This is a genomic window from Chloroflexota bacterium, from assembly GCA_013152435.1.
In the GTDB taxonomy this organism is placed as follows: Bacteria; Chloroflexota; Anaerolineae; order DUEN01; family DUEN01; genus DUEN01.
This window is the reverse complement of sequence record JAADGJ010000066.1, coordinates 17,099-32,897: the sequence shown is the minus strand read 5'-3', so window position 1 is coordinate 32,897 and position 15,799 is coordinate 17,099. Positions and strand designations below refer to the sequence as shown.

15 protein-coding genes are annotated in these 15,799 nt (G+C 64.8%); all 15 read right to left on the bottom strand.

The window, feature by feature from the left end:
* Positions 1 to 398 precede the first annotated feature (398 nt).
* Positions 399 to 848 (bottom strand): DUF1931 family protein, encoded by a 450-nt coding sequence (locus GXP39_09640; GenBank protein ID NOZ28298.1) that lies wholly within the window; start codon positions 846 to 848, stop codon positions 399 to 401.
* Positions 849 to 945: 97 nt separating this feature from the next.
* The gene (locus GXP39_09635; GenBank protein NOZ28297.1) at positions 946 to 1,170 is read right to left on the bottom strand and encodes a DUF2905 domain-containing protein; all 225 of its coding nucleotides are present in this window, start codon (positions 1,168 to 1,170) and stop codon (positions 946 to 948) included.
* Positions 1,171 to 1,194: 24 nt separating this feature from the next.
* Entirely contained in the window at positions 1,195 to 1,995 is an 801-nt protein-coding gene (gene trxA / locus GXP39_09630; GenBank protein NOZ28296.1) for a thioredoxin, read from the bottom strand.
* Between the two features lie 84 nt (positions 1,996 to 2,079).
* Positions 2,080 to 2,598 carry an Hsp20/alpha crystallin family protein gene (locus tag GXP39_09625; protein ID NOZ28295.1) on the bottom strand — a complete coding sequence of 173 codons (519 nt, stop codon included), beginning with the start codon at positions 2,596 to 2,598 and terminating at the stop codon, positions 2,080 to 2,082.
* Positions 2,599 to 2,764: 166 nt separating this feature from the next.
* Complete coding sequence (locus tag GXP39_09620) at positions 2,765 to 3,742, bottom strand: hypothetical protein (protein ID NOZ28294.1); 978 nt, start codon at positions 3,740 to 3,742, stop codon at positions 2,765 to 2,767.
* Between the two features lies 1 nt (position 3,743).
* Positions 3,744 to 4,295, bottom strand: a complete 552-nt coding sequence (locus GXP39_09615) for a CDP-alcohol phosphatidyltransferase family protein (GenBank protein ID NOZ28293.1) — start codon at positions 4,293 to 4,295, stop codon at positions 3,744 to 3,746.
* A 12-nt stretch (positions 4,296 to 4,307) separates the two neighbouring features.
* A complete protein-coding gene (locus GXP39_09610; GenBank protein NOZ28292.1) occupies positions 4,308 to 4,742 on the bottom strand; it encodes a hypothetical protein in 435 nt (144 codons plus the stop codon).
* Between the two features lie 28 nt (positions 4,743 to 4,770).
* Entirely contained in the window at positions 4,771 to 5,049 is a 279-nt protein-coding gene (locus GXP39_09605) for a zinc ribbon domain-containing protein (GenBank protein ID NOZ28291.1), read from the bottom strand.
* A 171-nt stretch (positions 5,050 to 5,220) separates the two neighbouring features.
* On the bottom strand, positions 5,221 to 5,898 hold the full coding sequence (locus tag GXP39_09600) for an HPF/RaiA family ribosome-associated protein (protein NOZ28290.1): 678 nt from the start codon (positions 5,896 to 5,898) through the stop codon (positions 5,221 to 5,223).
* A 58-nt stretch (positions 5,899 to 5,956) separates the two neighbouring features.
* Positions 5,957 to 8,434 carry an endopeptidase La gene (lon, locus tag GXP39_09595; protein NOZ28289.1) on the bottom strand — a complete coding sequence of 826 codons (2,478 nt, stop codon included), beginning with the start codon at positions 8,432 to 8,434 and terminating at the stop codon, positions 5,957 to 5,959.
* Between the two features lie 570 nt (positions 8,435 to 9,004).
* On the bottom strand, positions 9,005 to 9,205 hold the full coding sequence (locus GXP39_09590; GenBank protein ID NOZ28288.1) for a divalent-cation tolerance protein CutA: 201 nt from the start codon (positions 9,203 to 9,205) through the stop codon (positions 9,005 to 9,007).
* Between the two features lie 156 nt (positions 9,206 to 9,361).
* Positions 9,362 to 10,855: a DNA repair protein RadA gene (gene radA / locus GXP39_09585; protein NOZ28287.1), complete on the bottom strand. Its 1,494-nt coding sequence runs from the start codon at positions 10,853 to 10,855 to the stop codon at positions 9,362 to 9,364.
* A 279-nt stretch (positions 10,856 to 11,134) separates the two neighbouring features.
* On the bottom strand, positions 11,135 to 13,630 hold the full coding sequence (locus GXP39_09580; protein NOZ28286.1) for an ATP-dependent Clp protease ATP-binding subunit: 2,496 nt from the start codon (positions 13,628 to 13,630) through the stop codon (positions 11,135 to 11,137).
* 336 nt (positions 13,631 to 13,966) lie between these two features.
* Positions 13,967 to 15,310, bottom strand: coding sequence for a S1 RNA-binding domain-containing protein (locus tag GXP39_09575; protein ID NOZ28285.1), 1,344 nt, complete (start codon positions 15,308 to 15,310; stop codon positions 13,967 to 13,969).
* Between the two features lie 97 nt (positions 15,311 to 15,407).
* Positions 15,408 to 15,788 (bottom strand): RidA family protein, encoded by a 381-nt coding sequence (locus GXP39_09570; GenBank protein ID NOZ28284.1) that lies wholly within the window; start codon positions 15,786 to 15,788, stop codon positions 15,408 to 15,410.
* Between the last annotated feature and the right edge of the window lie 11 nt (positions 15,789 to 15,799).

The following is a 15,799-nucleotide window of genomic DNA, read 5'->3' as shown; positions in this document are numbered from 1 at the left end:
AGCGGAGCTGCGCCGCCGCCACCACCCACCGTTGAGCTCTCTTCTCCCGGGCTTGGGAGAAGGGGGGTTGGGGGATGAGGGCCGTTTTCCCGCGGTCGATGATCAGGGGAATATCTTGCGTCGGGCGACACGCGGGGTGTTCCTACCATCCCGATTTCCATCACTGACTTTGAAAAAGCCCTGGGGGGCCTCGCCCATGCTGTTCAGTTGATGCGAATAGGCAGCCACAAGGGCTGCCCCTACTTATCCGAAACGAGTGACGCGGCTTGCATGTTTCTTTCACCACGCGAAGATCAATGGAAACGGGGGCGGTCTGGCGGCGAATCGGCGGTTAACAAGAATCCCCTCCCGTCCTCGGTGGGATGAGAGGGGATCCGAGGTGGCTTGCGGGGTATCGATTACAGGGTCAGGTCCAGGATCTCGCACGCCCGGGCCAGATCCTCTGCATGGAAGCCCCGCTCGTTGGTCAGGCGGCGGATCACCTGTGCCAGGCAGACCATCAACCCGCCGACGATGTCGGGCAACCTGTTCTCCAGTTCCACCTCCAAGGGATACTTGAGGGGCGGGACCGTGGCCAGGTACTCCTTGATCGGCCCCAGCTCGACCTCTTCCTCCAGCTCGAGTTGTTTGTACGCCTGGATCGAGTTCGCCAGCCCGATCGTGATGGGCAGATCCGATTCCCAGATCACCTCTCGGGCGTTGTAGCTGGCGTTGCGCTCGCCTACCAGGAGCAGATCATGCAGCTTCTTCTGCACGAACTCGCAGGCCTCCTTCGCCCGCTCCTTGGTCAGATCCAGGCCGGCACTGCGCCGGAACAGGGTCTCCAAACGCCTATATCCGACTAGCATGAGTTCTTCCCTCCACGTGTGTCGTCGCGTTGCGCTTTGGATCGATCGCCATTCACTGTGCGCCTGATCCCCGGTCGCTCGTTGCTCGTCAAGAGCGTCAGCGGAACAGGCGGATCAGAAGGTTCAGCAGGACGGTCAACACGATGCTCAGCAGCAGCATCGTGCCCAGCGGGGCGTAGAACACGAAGTCCTTTTTCTCGATCACGATGTCTCCTGGTAGGCGCCCCAGGCCGGGGACACGCCCCACGATCAACAGGATCACGCCGATCAGCACCAGCATTCCGCCGACGGTGATCAGCCAGCGTCCCAGCTCATTCCACATGGCTTACCTACCCCCGTTGACCCGTCAGAGATGTCGCATCACCCGTTGACGGAGGATATGGGCCGGCTGTGCCCCCACGATCTGGTCCACCACGCGGCCGTTCTTGAAGATCAGCAAGGTGGGGATGCTCATAATGCCGAATCGCTGCGCCACGGCCGGGTTCTCATCCACGTTCAGCTTGCCGACGATCAGCCGGCCGTCGAACTCCTGGGCCAGTTGCTCCACCACCGGGGCGATCATGCGGCACGGGCCGCACCACGCAGCCCAGAAGTCCACCAGGACCGGGACGTCGCTCCCCATGACGATCTGATCGAAGTTCGCGTCCGTCAGCGTGATAGGGCGCCCGCCCGCGCTCGCCCCTCGCGAACGCCAGGGTTCCGCTCCGCTCCGGGGCTCCGGCCGCGAGGGCCTGTGTCCGTTGCGGCCGTGCGTGGACGCCTGCCCCGCCGCCCCGTCCAGCGGCACCGCGGGCCCTGAGGGCAGTGTCGGTCGTGTGCCCCCTCGCGTCAGGTAGTCCAGCCAGGCCCTCAGGCTGCTCTCCGGGGCAGCTCCGGCCGCCTCGGCCTCCACGTGGCCGTCCTTCACGAACACCAGGCCGGGCAGTCGCGTGATGCGATAGCGCTGGACCAGCCCCGGGTTGTCGGACACGTTCACCTTGGCGATCAACGCCCGGCCCGCATAGGAACGGGCCAGCCGGTCCAGGATCGGATCCAACTGTTGACAGGGGGCGCAGCCGTCTCGCCAGAAGACGAGCAGCACCGGTAGCCCCGTCTTCAGCACCCGGTCAATGCTCTGTTCGTTCGTATGAATCGGTGTATCAAACATCTTCGCTCCTCGTCGCTTGAAGAACAAAGGCGGGAGCGAGTTACCTGCCCGCTCCCGCCCTGGCATTCGGTATCACGGAAGGCATCAGGCCGTCGCCTTCGCCTTCTGGCCGTCCTGCTGCGGCTCCTTGACCTCGGAAGCCTGGCCCTCGATCATGTGCCGGGTCTGCACGGCGATCTTCTTGGGCCGGACCTCCTCAGCCTTGGGGATACGCAGCGTCAACACGCCGTTCTCGTAGGTGGCCTCAACGTGATCCGCGTCCACCGGGGCCGGCAAGCGGATGGATCGGCTGAAGGAGCCATACCGTCGCTCACGGATGTGATACTGCTCCTCCTTGATCTCCTCGTCCGCCTTGATCTCGCCCCGGATGGTCAGCACGTTATCCGCCAGGCTGATGTCCAGATCCTCCGGCTTGACACCCGGGATCGCCGCCTTGACCACGAAGCTGTTCTCATCCTCGGCCAGATCCAACGCCAGGCCCCACTCCGTCGTCGGAGCCAACAGCCGGCTCGGCATCACGAAGGCGTCCTCAAACAGCCGATCGATGGCATTGCGCAGGCTCATGAAGTCCCGGAAGGGATCCCACCTCATCAGCTCGGACATCGCTCCTCACCTCCTTCCACACTCCACATCGCTTTCCATCCCATTGACTGATCCATTCCGCCTTGAATGATACACAAGCTGCATAAGCAAAACATCAGATCAATGTAAGCGATCCGTTAGAGTTCGCATACGGGGTAGGAGGAGCCTCGTATCGGGAGGCTGGGAGCTAAACGTCGTCCTCTGAGGGGGCGACCACCACCAGTTCGTCCCCCGGCTGCACGATCTCGTCCCGCTCCCACGTTTGCATGATCTGGCCATCCCGCACGATGGCCAGCACCACGGTGCCATCCCGGGCCAGCTGTTCCACGCTCCGCCCGGTCTCCTCGGACGCGGCCTCTCGCTTCTGCAGATCGATCCCGGGGAGCAGATGCAGCCGGTCCAGCAGGCTGGAGAACTGGGGGAGGATGGCCGTGCGCGCCAGCACCTTGCCCACGATGATCTCCGGCGCGACCACCTCGTCGGCGCCCACGCGGCGCAGCTTGGCCAGGTTCTCGGGGCGGGTGGCCGTTGAGACGACGCGCAGGTTCGGGTTCAGCCCCTTCGCCGTGATGATGGTGAAGACGTTGTCCGCATCCTCCTCAAAAGTCGTGATCAGCACCTGCGCCTCGGCGATGCACGCCCGCTGCAGGGTCTCCTCCTCGCGGGCATCCCCGTGGACGACCAGCCAGTTCGTGTTCTCCACCAGGGTGCGACAGATCGCCTCATCGGCTTCCACGATGACGAACGGCTGATCGGCCGCGGCGAGTTCCTGTGCGATGATCCGCGCCGGCGAGCTGTACCGGCATAGCACCACGTGTCGTCGTAGCGGTCTTGTGCGTTCCATTCTCAACACTTCCAGCAGGTTGCTGCGTAGCCATCCGCCCAGGAAAGCCTCGATGGTCAACCCGACCAGGCCCAGCCCCAGGATGACGTAGAGGCTGACCATCAGTTTGGCGATGGGACGGGTGGCGACCAGATCGCCATATCCCAGGGTGGTCAGCGTGACCACGGCGAAGTACCAGCTATCCAGCAGGTTCCACCCCTCCAGGCGGTGGAAGACCCAGGTGCCGCCCAGCAGGAACATCCCGGTGAGCACCACCAGGACCCATCGGCCATCCGGCCGCGCGGGCTGAATCCGAGAGCGCAGCCGTCGGTGCCATTGCATGCTATCCTCGCCTCCGATCCCTCGCCCTTCTGCCCGGCCGCGACGGCAGGAAAAGGCGGATCACCTCTCGCAGCCAGCGCGGCACCCGATCGCGCAGCCGTTGTCGTTGGACGATCGCCAGCCCGGCCAGCGTGGCCGCGAGCACCCAGCGCGCCTCAGGCGCGCTCGTCAGCACGACCACGCCGCAGGTCACATCCACCGGCCTCATGAAGAGGATCATGATGGCCTTGCGCTGCATGACGGCCACGACGATCCCGGCCAGAAGCGTGTAGAGGGCGGTCAGCCACACGGGCAGGAAGCCGCTCAACGTGATGTATACCAGGGCGCTCCACGTCAGGAGCACGTCGATCGGGAAATCGTATTTGCCCAGCAGCGTCGGCTGTCGAGCCCGGCGTGCCAGCCAGCCGTCCAATGAGTCGCCCACCCATGCGATCAACGTGATGACCACCGCCTGCGGCAGGGCTTGGGCACCCTGGCTCACGCCCAGCCAGATCAGCCAGACGGATACGAGCACGCGCAGTAGCGTCAGCAAGTCCGCAAGCCATGCTAACATCGCCCAATCTCCTCATTTGCGGATTCCCTCTTGCTCCTCGCGTCGCCGCTCGGGTTCCGTGTTCCCGGAGGGGGAGATCCACGCGCGCACGTGTTCGACCACGTCTCCCACCCGCATCGGGCGCACCAGCAGCGCCGCCACACGGTCGGCGAGAGGGGCGTAGTCAGCGCGCTCGAATACCCCCACCAATAGAACGACGGGAACCTCCGGCAACGCGCGAGTCAATTCCTCCACACGATCGGGCGTCGCGAAGTCGTCTTTCCACACGTCGACCAGGACGAGCCGGGGTGCCACCTGCGAACGCAGGACGGCCTTCAGCCCATAGCGCAGCCCGGGCACGGCCATGACGTCGTACCCGGCCTCCTGTAGCTCGGCCAGGGTCAGCGCCCGGCTGCGCCAATCGGCCGCGATCAGCAGGACATCGCGTGGTGTGGGCTGTACGCTCATCGTGACACTCCCGGGCGGATTCGCCGAGTCAGTCGATGCCCAGCGATCGGCGCTGCTCCATGATCTCGTTCAGCTCCTTGCGCCCAAACACCTTGGGCTTCTCCTCGGCCGGGGCCGTCTCCTCCTCGTCCTTTGGGGCATCCCCGGACCCGCTGTGTACCGCCACGCGGGAGAACAAGCGCCTGACCTCGGAGGCGCCGCATGCCGGGCAGGGCGGCGTCGGCTCCGTCTCCGCCGCCTGGAAAGTCGGAAACCAGTGATCGAAGTGGTGTCCACATGCGGTGCAGCGATACTCGTATAGAGGCATTCCTTCCTCCCTCGATCGTTTCCGGCCTCCATCCTTATCCTAGCTTCCGTCCGACGGCCTGGGTGTTGGAGCGGTTACAAAAAAGCCGGGAGACGCCTTTGTCCCCCGGCTCCTCCCGAGAGAGGCGGTGAAACGTCGCCGGGCGACGATTCACCCAAACCCAGTATAAGCTCAAGAGGTCGTCGGCACCTCCACCCCCTCCAGGGGGCGTATCCGCAGTAGCTCGCGAGCCTGGAGCGCCAGCCACGCCTGCATGCTCAGCCGCGGCGGCTTCTGGGCCAGATGCTCGAAGGCCATCTGCAAGGTGTCCGCCAGCAGGTCGGGCAGCAGCGCGTCGATTCGATCCTCCGGGACGCCGCGCTGGCGCAGCTGACGGCGCAGATATCGGGTCAGCCGCGGCAGCTCGCGCTCCGTGAGCTCCTCGAACGCCTCCCGATCGCCCGCCAGGCTGCGATCCAGCAGCTCTTTGTCCTCCAGCAGCTCGCGCTCCAGCGAGGCGATCTCCTCGGCGGACAGGGAGGCGCGCTTCCGCTCGTGGGCGTAGTCCCGGCGCAGGCGGGCCTTGTACCGTTCCAGGCGGCGCTCCATATCCTCGCCCGCCTCCTTCAAGGCCTCCTGCACGGTGGCCCCTTTCTTGCGCGTCACCAGGACCGTGTTCCCCACGCTCAGGCGCAAGCGGGCCACATATTCCTCCCGGCGCGCTCGCCGTTCCAACTCCACGTCCACGTGCAGCAGATCCGGCGGGAAGTGACGCGCCCGCCGCTCGAGCTTGGCGATCCACTCCTCGACCTTGTCCACAACCGCGGGAGTCGCGTCGAAGCGCTTCGTCGTCAGATGGTAGTTGATCATGTGGCTCACCTCCCTTCCCCGTGTGGACGGTCTTGGCGGTCATTCCTGAGCAACGGGGTCATGGGAGCTCCTCCTCCGCCTCATGCTCCCGCCCATTCGTTGGGACCTTCTCCTCCGTCGTGGGCTCGGGAGCGGGGCGCAGAGCCGCCTCCAGCACCTGGTCGATGCGCTCCACCAGAACGAAGTTCATCTCCTGCCGCACGTCCTCGGGCAGATCGTCCAGGTCGACCTCGTTGCGTTGAGGCAGGATGACCGTCTTCAAGCCCGCGCGGTGGGCTGCTAGCACCTTCTGCTTCACGCCGCCGATGGGCAACACCTGCCCGCGCAGCGTGATCTCGCCGGTCATGCCCACGTCCGCCCGCACCGGGCGGCCGGTCAGCAGGCTGACCAGCGCGGTCACCATCGTCACGCCCGCGCTGGGGCCGTCCTTCGGGATGGCCCCCTCCGGCACGTGGATATGGAAGTCGCAGTTCTCAAAGGCCGTCTCGTCGATGCCCAGATCCGGTGCGTTGGCGCGCACCCAGCTGTAGGCGATGCGGACGGATTCCTCCATGACATCGCCCAGCTGGCCGGTGATGATCAGGTTGCCCTTGCCCTTCATGCGGGTGGCCTCCACGAACAGCACGTCGCCACCCACCGGCGTCCATGCCAGCCCGGTCGCCACGCCGGGCGTCTCCGTCCGCAGGGCGGCCTCGAAGAACACCTTGGGCTTGCCCAGGTACTCGCGCACCAACTCCGGCGTGACCTCCACCCGCTCGACCTCACCGGCTGCGATCTGGACCGCCACCTTGCGGCACACACGGCCGATCTCGCGCTCCAGGTTGCGGACCCCGGCCTCTCGCGTGTAGTCCCGGATGATCTGGCGCAGAGCTGCCTCGGTGAACTCGATCTCCCCCTTGCGCAGGCCGTTGGCCCGCCGCTGGCGAGGCACCAGATACCCTTCGGCGATCCGGATCTTCTCGTATTCGGTGTATCCCTCCAGCTCGATGATCTCCATACGGTCCCGCAGGGGGGCCGGGATCGGCTCGAGCTGGTTGGCCGTGGTGATGAAGATCACGTCGCTCAGGTCGAAGTCCACATCGAGATAGTGGTCCCGGAAGGCATGGTTCTGCTGCGGGTCCAGCACCTCCAGCAGCGCGCTGGAGGGATCGCCCCGCCAGTCCATGCCGATCTTGTCCACCTCGTCCAGCATGAAGACCGGGTTGCGAGTGCCCGCCCGCTTGATGGCCTGGATGATCCGGCCGGGCATGGCGCCGATGTAGGTGCGACGATGACCGCGGATCTCCGCCTCATCCCGCATGCCGCCCAGGCTCATGCGCGTGAATTGGCGCCCCAGCGCCCGGGCGATGGACTTGCCCAGGCTGGTCTTGCCCACGCCGGGAGGGCCTACGAAGCACAGGATGGCCCCCATGGCCTCCTGCACGTCCTCCTCTCGTCCCTCCTCGGCCTCGACGCCGCGCTCCTTCACGAGCTTGCGCACGGCCAGATACTCCAGGATGCGATCCTTGACCTTCTGCAGGTCATAGTGATCCTCGTCCAGCACCTGGCGGGCATGCTCGATGTCCAGGTTGTCCTCGCTCAGCTTATTCCACGGCAGCTCGACCAGCCAGTCCAGGTAGGTCTTGATGACGGAGTACTCGGCGGCCTGCGGCGGCATCTTCTCCATGCGCTTCAGCTCACGCATAGCCTCCTTGTATGCCTCCTCCGGCAGGCCGGCCTCCTCGATCTTCTGCCGGTATTCCTCGATCTCCGCCGTCTGCTCGTCCGTCTCGCCCAGCTCGCGGCGGATGGCCTCCAACTGCTGGCGCAGGAAGTACTCGCGCTGCTGTCGGCTCATCTCCTCCTGGGCCTCTTCCGTGATCTTCTGCCCCAGCGAGAGCACTTCCTTCTCTCGCGTCAGGTAGGAGATGAGCATGCGCATCTTCTCTTTCAGGTCATCCGTCTCCAGCAGCTCCTGCTCCTGTTCCACCTCCATGCGCGCGTTGGCCGCGATCATGTAGACGAGCTGTCGGGGATTGTCGATCTGATCCAGGAAGGCGCTCATCCCCTCCGGCAGGTTGGGCATGAGGGCCATCACCTCCTTGGCCAGCTGCACCAGGCTGCGGTGCAGCGCCTCCGTCTCCAGGTCGTCGCTGACCTGGTCTGGGGCCAGGGAGATGCGCGCCTTCAGGTAGGGCTCGGTCTCCGTCCACGTGTCGATCTTGAAGCGCTCCAGCCCCTGGATGATCACCTGGAGCGTGCCATCAGACGTGTGGATGACTTTATGGATCAGTGCGACGGTGCCGACCTCGTAGACCTCGCCCGGCATAGGCTCCTCGATGGAGGGATCTTTCATCGCCACCAGGCCGACGAGGCGATTGCCCGCTAAGGCATCCTCCACCAGCTTCACCGAGCGAGGGATGCCGACGGCTAATGGCATGATGGCAAACGGCACGGCGACCGTGTTGCGCAATGGCAGGATTGGCAACTCCTCCGGGAGTCGCTTGAGAATCTCCTGATATTCCTTTTCTACCGCGTCCCCGCTCTTGAACATCATCATTTGGGCTCCTCCGAGTTCCTCATCCCAAAGCATGAGCATACCACCACATCGTTTCTTTCCTCTCCCTTCGGGGCGGTAGCCTCATCCTGACCTCGCTGAGAAATCAGATAGCGAGCGCGGCCCTCCCGGCCGCCCTCGTCTGCGGATCCAGATGCCTCCGTCCCTGCTCTGCAGGATGAGTCGCATATCTTTACGGACGCCTCACAACGCCCGATCGTGCTCTGCGACAGCCACGCCAGGGTTGGGCCAGCGTGGCGGTCAGGCGGGCGGCAAGCCGCTGTCCTGGGCCCGGAGCAGGCGGCAACAGCGAACTTGTCGTGTTGCAAGCCTCTCCAACGGCACGCAAGACTCGGGTTCGGCGTGCGTCCAAACGACCAGTTGCCATGAACGGAACTGTCGCCTGCAACGCAGCGGCGCGACGCCGAGATCCCAACCCTCTCGGCGCGCTTCGCCCCTTGCCGCACCGCACCTTCATTAAACACGATGCGTATAAGGATTTCATCAGAGGCGTATTAGTGTTTCGTTAGAGATCGGGTTCACATCTGGGGATGAGGGGATGCCCATGGATCACTCGGGCGTGTGCTCCGGGGGAAGCCCGGTGGCCTCATCGTGGATCCATTGCAGGTAGGCCGGGTTGCCCGCGTCGATGCGGAAGCACATGACCTCCGGCACCTCGTAGGAGTGCAACTCCCGCAGCCGTTGGATAAACGCCTCCAGCCGCTCGCCCGGGACCTGCGCCAGGAGCTGGCTCTCCGCGTCCGCATGCAGGGTCCCCTGCCACCAGTAGAAGCTCGGATGACGTTGATCCCGGCCGCCAGCCTTTCCTCGACCAGCGTCCTCGCCAGTCGTTCCGCCTCCTCCGGGGGCGCCGTCGTCAGCACCAGATACTCCATGTTCCCTCCTTTATCGTCTCGTCCGGTGCGTTCACTCCAGCGGATGTGCCCTTTCGTCTCCTCCACGGAAACTCCATTTTTCCGGCCTGCACCTGCCTTTCTCGGCTCTCCCCGAAGGACCCGGGCCGAGGCGGGGCAGGTCGAAGGCAGAAGAAGGACACTTGGCCAGCGCGACCTCCAGCGCGTCGTTGAGCGTGCGCACCCCGATGACCTCGATCCCGTCTGCTGGCCGGTCCAGGCGCCGCAGCCCGCTCTTGGGCACCAGGCAGCGTCGGAATCCCAATTGCCCGGCCTCGTTCAGCCGTCGGGCCAGCTGATGGACCGAGCGCAGCTCGCCCGACAGGCCGACCTCGCCGACGATGGCCAGGTCGGCGGCGACGGGGACGTTGCGCACGCTGGAGGCGATGGCGCACGCCACCGCCAGATCAGCCGCCGGCTCCCGAACGGTGAGGCCGCCCACCACGTTGACGAACACATCCTGATCGCTCAGCCGCAGCCCAACCCGCTTGCTCAGCACGGCCACCAGGAGCAGCAGGCGGTTGAAATCGACCCCGTTGCCGGTGCGTCGCGGCGAGGGGAAGCTCGTCGTGGAGGACAACGCCTGGATCTCCACCAGTAGCGGGCGTGTGCCCTCCAGCGTGACGGCGATGGCGGAGCCGGCCGCGTTGGGCATTCGCTCGGCCAGGAACGCCTCCGAGGGATTGGGCACCTCCTGCATGCCGCGCTCCACCATCTCGAACACGCCCACCTCGTTCGTGGATCCGAACCGGTTCTTCACGGAGCGCAGGATGCGGTAGGTGTGGAATCGCTCCCCCTCCAGGTAGAGCACGGTGTCCACCATGTGCTCCAGCACTCGCGGCCCGGCGATGGTGCCCTCCTTGGTGACATGGCCCACCAGGAAGATGGGGATCGCCTGCGCTTTGGCCAGGCGCAGGAGCTGGGATGCGCACTCTCGAACCTGGCTGACCGACCCCGCGGCCGAGGTGAGCGCGTCGGTGTAGATGGCCTGGATGGAGTCGACCACGGCGAGGCGTGGGTTCATCTGCTCGATCTGGGCCAGGATAGTGTCCAGGCGCGTGTCAGCCAGGATGTAGAGGTTCTCGTGGTTGATCCCCAGCCGGGTGGCACGCATCTTGATCTGAGCGGCGGACTCCTCGCCTGAGACGTAGAGGACCGGCCGGTCCCCCGTCAGCAGCGCGCACATCTGAAGGAGCAACGTGGACTTGCCGATGCCCGGGTCGCCGCCGATGAGAACGACAGAGCCGGGCACGATGCCGCCGCCCAGCACGCGGCTTAACTCCCCGATGGGGACCGGGATGCGCTCGAAGCCGTCGGCGGCGATGTCCGGCAGGGGGATCGCCGCCGCGTCCGAGGCGATCCGGGGCCGGCGGCTGGACGTACGCTCCTCCTCGACGAGGGTCTCGACCAGCGTGTTCCATTCCCCGCAGTCCGGACAGCGCCCCATCCATTTCATGTGGGTGCTGCCGCACTGTTGACAGACGTATCGGGTCCTCACCTTGGCCATGTGGCGTCCCCTTTTCGCTCAAATGTTCGAGGAGATTTTACCACAAGGAGCGCGAAGGGCACAAGGGGGAACTCCTCGGGGTGGCGTATCCAAAAGGGTGGAAACGCCGCGAAACAGCCACGATGCCCATCGCAAGCCCTCAAGGGCGGGGCGAAGGGAGCCCCCTCCGTCGTTCGAGTATCCCCGTTTCCACTATCTGCGGGATCGTGCGTGTTCTTCGGGGACGCGAAAAGGGGGCAGGTTATCCGCCTGCCCCCTCGATCGCTGACGGTCACGTGGTTATCCCAGCATCGCCTCGAGCATCTCCGACTCGCCGTCATCGACATCCGAGCCCCGAGACTCGACCACGCGCAGCTCCAGCTTGCCCTCGTCGTTCAGATCGGCCAGGACTTTGTCTCCGGGCTTGAAGCGTCCGGCCAGCAGCCCCTCTGATAGGGCATCCTCGATCTCTCGCTGGATCACCCGTCGCAGCGGCCGGGCGCCGAAGTCACGGTCGTAGCCTTCGTCGGCCAGCTTGCCCTTGGCCTCGTCCGTGACCTCCAGGTCGATCTCATGCTCGGTCAACTGCATGCGTACCCGATCCAGCTCCAGGTCGACGATGTCCTTGATCTGCTCCCGGGTGAGCGGCCGGAAGACCATGACGCCATCCAGGCGATTCAGGAACTCCGGTCGGAAGGTCTTCTTGAGCGCCTCCATGACCCGCTCCCGGATCTCCTTGTATTCTTCCTCCTGCGTTTGCGCCTCATCCCGGGTCACGGAGAACCCCAGCGGGCCGGACCGATTGATGAGCTTGGCGCCCACATTGGAGGTCATGATGATGATGGCGTTACGGAAGTCCACGCGTCGTCCCTTGGCGTCGGTCAGATGCCCATCCTCCATGATCTGCAACAGCATGTTGAAGACCTCGGGATGGGCTTTTTCGATCTCGTCCAGCAGGATGACACAGTACGGGCGGCGCCGCACGGCCTCGGTGAGTTGGCCGCCCTCCTCGTAGCCGATGTAGCCGGGAGGCGCGCCCACCAGGCGGCTCACATTGTGGCGCTCCATGAACTCGCTCATGTCCAGTTTGATGAGCGCCTCCTCTGAGCCGAACAGGAACTCGGCCAGGGTCTTGGCCAGGAGCGTCTTCCCCACGCCCGTGGGCCCCAGGAAGACGAAGGTGCCGATGGGGCGCTTGGGATCCTTGAGGCCGGCGCGGGCCCGCCGCACGGCCTTGGAGATGGCCTCGATGGCTTCGTCCTGCCCCACGACTCGCTTGTGGAGCGCCTTCTCCATCTCCAGCAGCCGCTCCGACTCCTCGCCCGCCATGCGGTGGACCGGGATCCCGGTCCACATGGAGACCACCTCAGCGATGTCGTCGGCCGTGACCTTGGGGCGGTTGGCCAGCGACTCCCACGCCCGCCGCAGGCTCTCCAGCTTCTGCTGGAGCTCGACCTCTCGATAGCGCAGGTCGATGGCGTCGTCGTATCGCTGGGTCTCCAGCGCCTCTTCCTTCTCCTTCTGCAACGCCTTCAGGCTGACGTAGGTCTCGCGCAGCGTATCGGCGTAGGGTGTCTTGTACATACGCACCCGGCTGGCCGCCTCGTCGATGAGGTCGATGGCCTTGTCCGGCATGAAGCGATCCGGCACGTAACGGGCGCTCAGGTGCACCGCGGCCTCAATGGCCTCGTCCGTGATCTTCAGCTTGTGGTGCTCCTCGTATCGGGAGCGGATGCCGCGGAGGATCTCGATGGTCTCCTCGATGGTGGGCTCCTCGACGAGGATGGGCTGGAACCGGCGTTCCAGGGCGGCGTCGCTCTCGATGTACTTCCGGTACTCGTCCAGGGTGGTGGCGCCGATGCACTGCAGCTCGCCCCTCGCCAGGGCCGGCTTCAGGATGTTGGCCGCGTCCACGCTGCTGCCGGCCGCTCCGGCGCCCACCAGCATGTGCACCTCGTCGATGAACAGGATGCTATCCGAGTTCTTGATCTCCTCGATGACCTTCTTCAGCCGCTCCTCGAACTGGCCGCGGTACATGGTACCGGCGACCAGGGATCCGACGTCCAGCATGAGGACTCGCTTGTTCAGCAGCGGCTCGGGGACGTTCCCGGCCACGATACGCTGCGCCAGCCCTTCGACGATGGCGGTCTTGCCAACGCCGGGCTCGCCGATGAGGGCCGGGTTGTTCTTCGTCCGGCGGCTCAGGATCTGGATAACCCGCTCGATCTCCTTCTCGCGACCGATGATGGGGTCGAGCTTGCCCTCCTCGGCCTGGGCGGTCAGGTCCAGTCCGAGCTGATCCACCAGCGGCGTCTTGGACTCGCTCTTGCGCTTCTCCTTGGATTGCGCCTGGGATTGCAGGATGCTGCGTGCGGTCTGGGTGCGCACCCGGTCCAGATCCACGCCCAGTTGTCTGAGCACGCTGACGGCGACCCCTTCTCCCTCCCGGATCAGGCCGAGGAGCAGATGTTCGGTGCCGATATAGTGATGGCCCATGAGGCGTGCCTCATCGACGGCCAGTTCGATCACGCGCTTCGTGCGGGGGGAGAGCGTCGGTTTGGAGAAGGGGGCTCGTTCGCCCCGCCCGACGGTTCGTTCCACCGCACGGATGACCTGTCCTGGATCAACTCCCAATTCGCGCAGGACACGGGCGGCGATGCCGTTTTCCTCCCGCACCAGGCCCAGCAGGAGGTGCTCGGTGCCGATGTAGCTGTGGTTCAGGCGTTGCGCCTCTTCCTGCGCCAGCTGGAGCACCCGACGTGCCCGCTTCGTAAATCGATCCAGTTTGTCAGACATAGTGTTCCCATCCTTGAATCTGAAAATAAGGTATCGCCTAAAGCGGGGCTATTTTGAGTATACCGTAGCTTCCCCTGGGACGTGGTAAGCCGAGTTCCATTCAAATCCGGTGTGCGATGGCGTTCACATGGCTTCCACGGAAACGGCTGTGAGCAGATAAACACAAGGGGGCGCCGCGCCTTTCGGCCCTTGCCCCCTCGCTTGATGACATAGCGACCCGGACGGTAGCTGGATCCGGGGTGATATTTCGATTACTTTGGCTCGCGCGGCCACAGGCGTTGACGGGAGGTGCGATCGGTCAACCCTGAGGCCGAAAGCTGCTCGCCTGGTGTGTTGCTACGCTTCGTCTTCCTCTCCCCCGGCAGCTTCGTCCTCGTAAGCCTCGTCCGGCTCTTCCGATGACGCGGGCGTCGCGTCATCCTCTTCCTCGGCCGCCAGGGCGGGTGCCCACTCCTCTTCCTCGTCGTCCGCTTCGCGCCAATCGTACTCCGCGTACCGGTCCTCGTCGACCTGCTTCAAGCTGAGGCCGATGCGCCGACGGTGCGGCTCGATACGGATGATGCGAAGCGTGTAGGTCTCGCCCTCTTGGACCACTTCACTGGGGTGGCCGATGCGTTCGTCGGAGAGCTCGGAGATGTGGATCAGTCCCTCGATGCCGTCATCGATGCGAGCGAAGGCGCCGAAGTCCATTAACTTGGTAATGGTGCCCTCGACCAGTTGCCCAACGGCGAACTTCTCGTGCACCACACTCCACGGCTCGGGTTGCAATCGACGCAAGCTCAATCCAATGCGCTTGCGCTCCTTGTCGACGTTGATGACCTCAACCTCGACTTCCTGCCCGACCTTCAACACCTCTTTGGGATGGCTGACCCGCTCCCAGGACAACTCGGAGAGATGGATCAGGCCGTCTGCGCCACCCAGATCGACGAAGGCGCCGAAGTTGGCTAGGCTGCTCACTCGTCCCCGGACGCGGTCCCCCTTCTTCAAGGTTTCCAGAAGGCGTTCCTTCTGATGCTTGCGCCACTCGCGCAGCGCCTGTCGCTCGGACAGGATCAGACGGTTCCGGCGGCGGTCCAGCTCGATGACCTTCAGCTGCAGCGTGGTGCCAACCATGCTGGCCCACCAGGGCTCGTCGGGATCGCCCTCCTCGGTCTGTTCGGTGCGGTGTGTGTTGGAGAGCTGAGACCTGGGGACGAATCCTCGCACTTTGCCCAGTTTCACGATGAGGCCGCCGCGGTTGTAACCGCTGACAACGCCTTCGAAGACCTCCTGGGTGCGGAGCAACTCCTCCGCTCGTCGCCAATCGCGCTCCTGCTGCGCCCGAGTCAGGGATAGGACAACGTTGCCGTCCTTGTCCTCGGGCCTGACGACGTAGGCGACGACGGGGTCTCCCGGCTTGAGCTGTTCGATCTCAGGGCCGAGCCGCTCCAATTCACGGCCGGAGACGATACCTTCGGTCTTGGCACCGATGTCGATCAGGATCTCGGTGGGGCTGATGCTGACGATGACGCCGTCTCGGATCTCGCCTGTGCGGGGTTGAAAGTCGCTGAAATCCTCGGCGTCCAGCAGCTCAGCCATGGGATGGACATCTTGTTCTTCGGGTACTTCCTCCTCGAGTAGAGGTGGAACGGCGCTCCCCTGCTCCTCTGGGGCGGGCTGGGCGTTATCCACGTGTTCCATGCGTGCCTGCTTCTCCTCCTGAAGGGTAAAAGCATTATACCCCCTTTCCCCACGAGATGCAAACGCCTCGCGCGAGCAAAGAGGGCGATGACACGTGCTAGCGTACCAGGGCGACAGCCTCGATCTCCACCAGCGCGCCCAGGGGGAGGGCGGCGACCTGTACGGTGGAGCGAGCTGGCGGTCGCTCTGGAAAGGCCGTGGCATACACGGCGTTGACGGCGGCGAAGTCGGCGATGTCGGTGAGGAAGATGGTGGTTTTGATGACGTGCTCCAGGCCGCTGCCGGCGGCCTCCAGCACGGCTTGCAGGTTGTCCAGGATCTGTCGGGTCTGCGCCTCCAGACCCTCGCGCAGCTTACCGGTGGCCGGATCGATGCCGATCTGTCCGGCGGTAAATACGAAATCGCCCACCCGCACGGCCTGGGAGTAGGGCCCCACCGCGGCAGGTGCGCGATCCGTGGCGATGATCTCGCGCTCCATGAATGCACATC

What these genes read in the sequence shown, in the direction of transcription:
- GXP39_09640 (NOZ28298.1), bottom strand. Translation starts at nt 848, where the DNA reads ATGCTAGTCGGATATAGGCGTTTGGAGACCCTGTTCCGGCGCAGTGCC.
- GXP39_09635 (NOZ28297.1), bottom strand. Translation starts at nt 1,170, where the DNA reads ATGTGGAATGAGCTGGGACGCTGGCTGATCACCGTCGGCGGAATGCTG.
- trxA (NOZ28296.1), bottom strand. Translation starts at nt 1,995, where the DNA reads ATGTTTGATACACCGATTCATACGAACGAACAGAGCATTGACCGGGTG.
- GXP39_09625 (NOZ28295.1), bottom strand. Translation starts at nt 2,598, where the DNA reads ATGTCCGAGCTGATGAGGTGGGATCCCTTCCGGGACTTCATGAGCCTG.
- GXP39_09620 (NOZ28294.1), bottom strand. Translation starts at nt 3,742, where the DNA reads ATGCAATGGCACCGACGGCTGCGCTCTCGGATTCAGCCCGCGCGGCCG.
- GXP39_09615 (NOZ28293.1), bottom strand. Translation starts at nt 4,295, where the DNA reads ATGTTAGCATGGCTTGCGGACTTGCTGACGCTACTGCGCGTGCTCGTA.
- GXP39_09610 (NOZ28292.1), bottom strand. Translation starts at nt 4,742, where the DNA reads ATGAGCGTACAGCCCACACCACGCGATGTCCTGCTGATCGCGGCCGAT.
- GXP39_09605 (NOZ28291.1), bottom strand. Translation starts at nt 5,049, where the DNA reads ATGCCTCTATACGAGTATCGCTGCACCGCATGTGGACACCACTTCGAT.
- GXP39_09600 (NOZ28290.1), bottom strand. Translation starts at nt 5,898, where the DNA reads ATGATCAACTACCATCTGACGACGAAGCGCTTCGACGCGACTCCCGCG.
- lon (NOZ28289.1), bottom strand. Translation starts at nt 8,434, where the DNA reads ATGATGTTCAAGAGCGGGGACGCGGTAGAAAAGGAATATCAGGAGATT.
- radA (NOZ28287.1), bottom strand. Translation starts at nt 10,855, where the DNA reads ATGGCCAAGGTGAGGACCCGATACGTCTGTCAACAGTGCGGCAGCACC.
- GXP39_09580 (NOZ28286.1), bottom strand. Translation starts at nt 13,630, where the DNA reads ATGTCTGACAAACTGGATCGATTTACGAAGCGGGCACGTCGGGTGCTC.
- GXP39_09575 (NOZ28285.1), bottom strand. Translation starts at nt 15,310, where the DNA reads ATGGAACACGTGGATAACGCCCAGCCCGCCCCAGAGGAGCAGGGGAGC.
- GXP39_09570 (NOZ28284.1), bottom strand. Translation starts at nt 15,788, where the DNA reads ATGGAGCGCGAGATCATCGCCACGGATCGCGCACCTGCCGCGGTGGGG.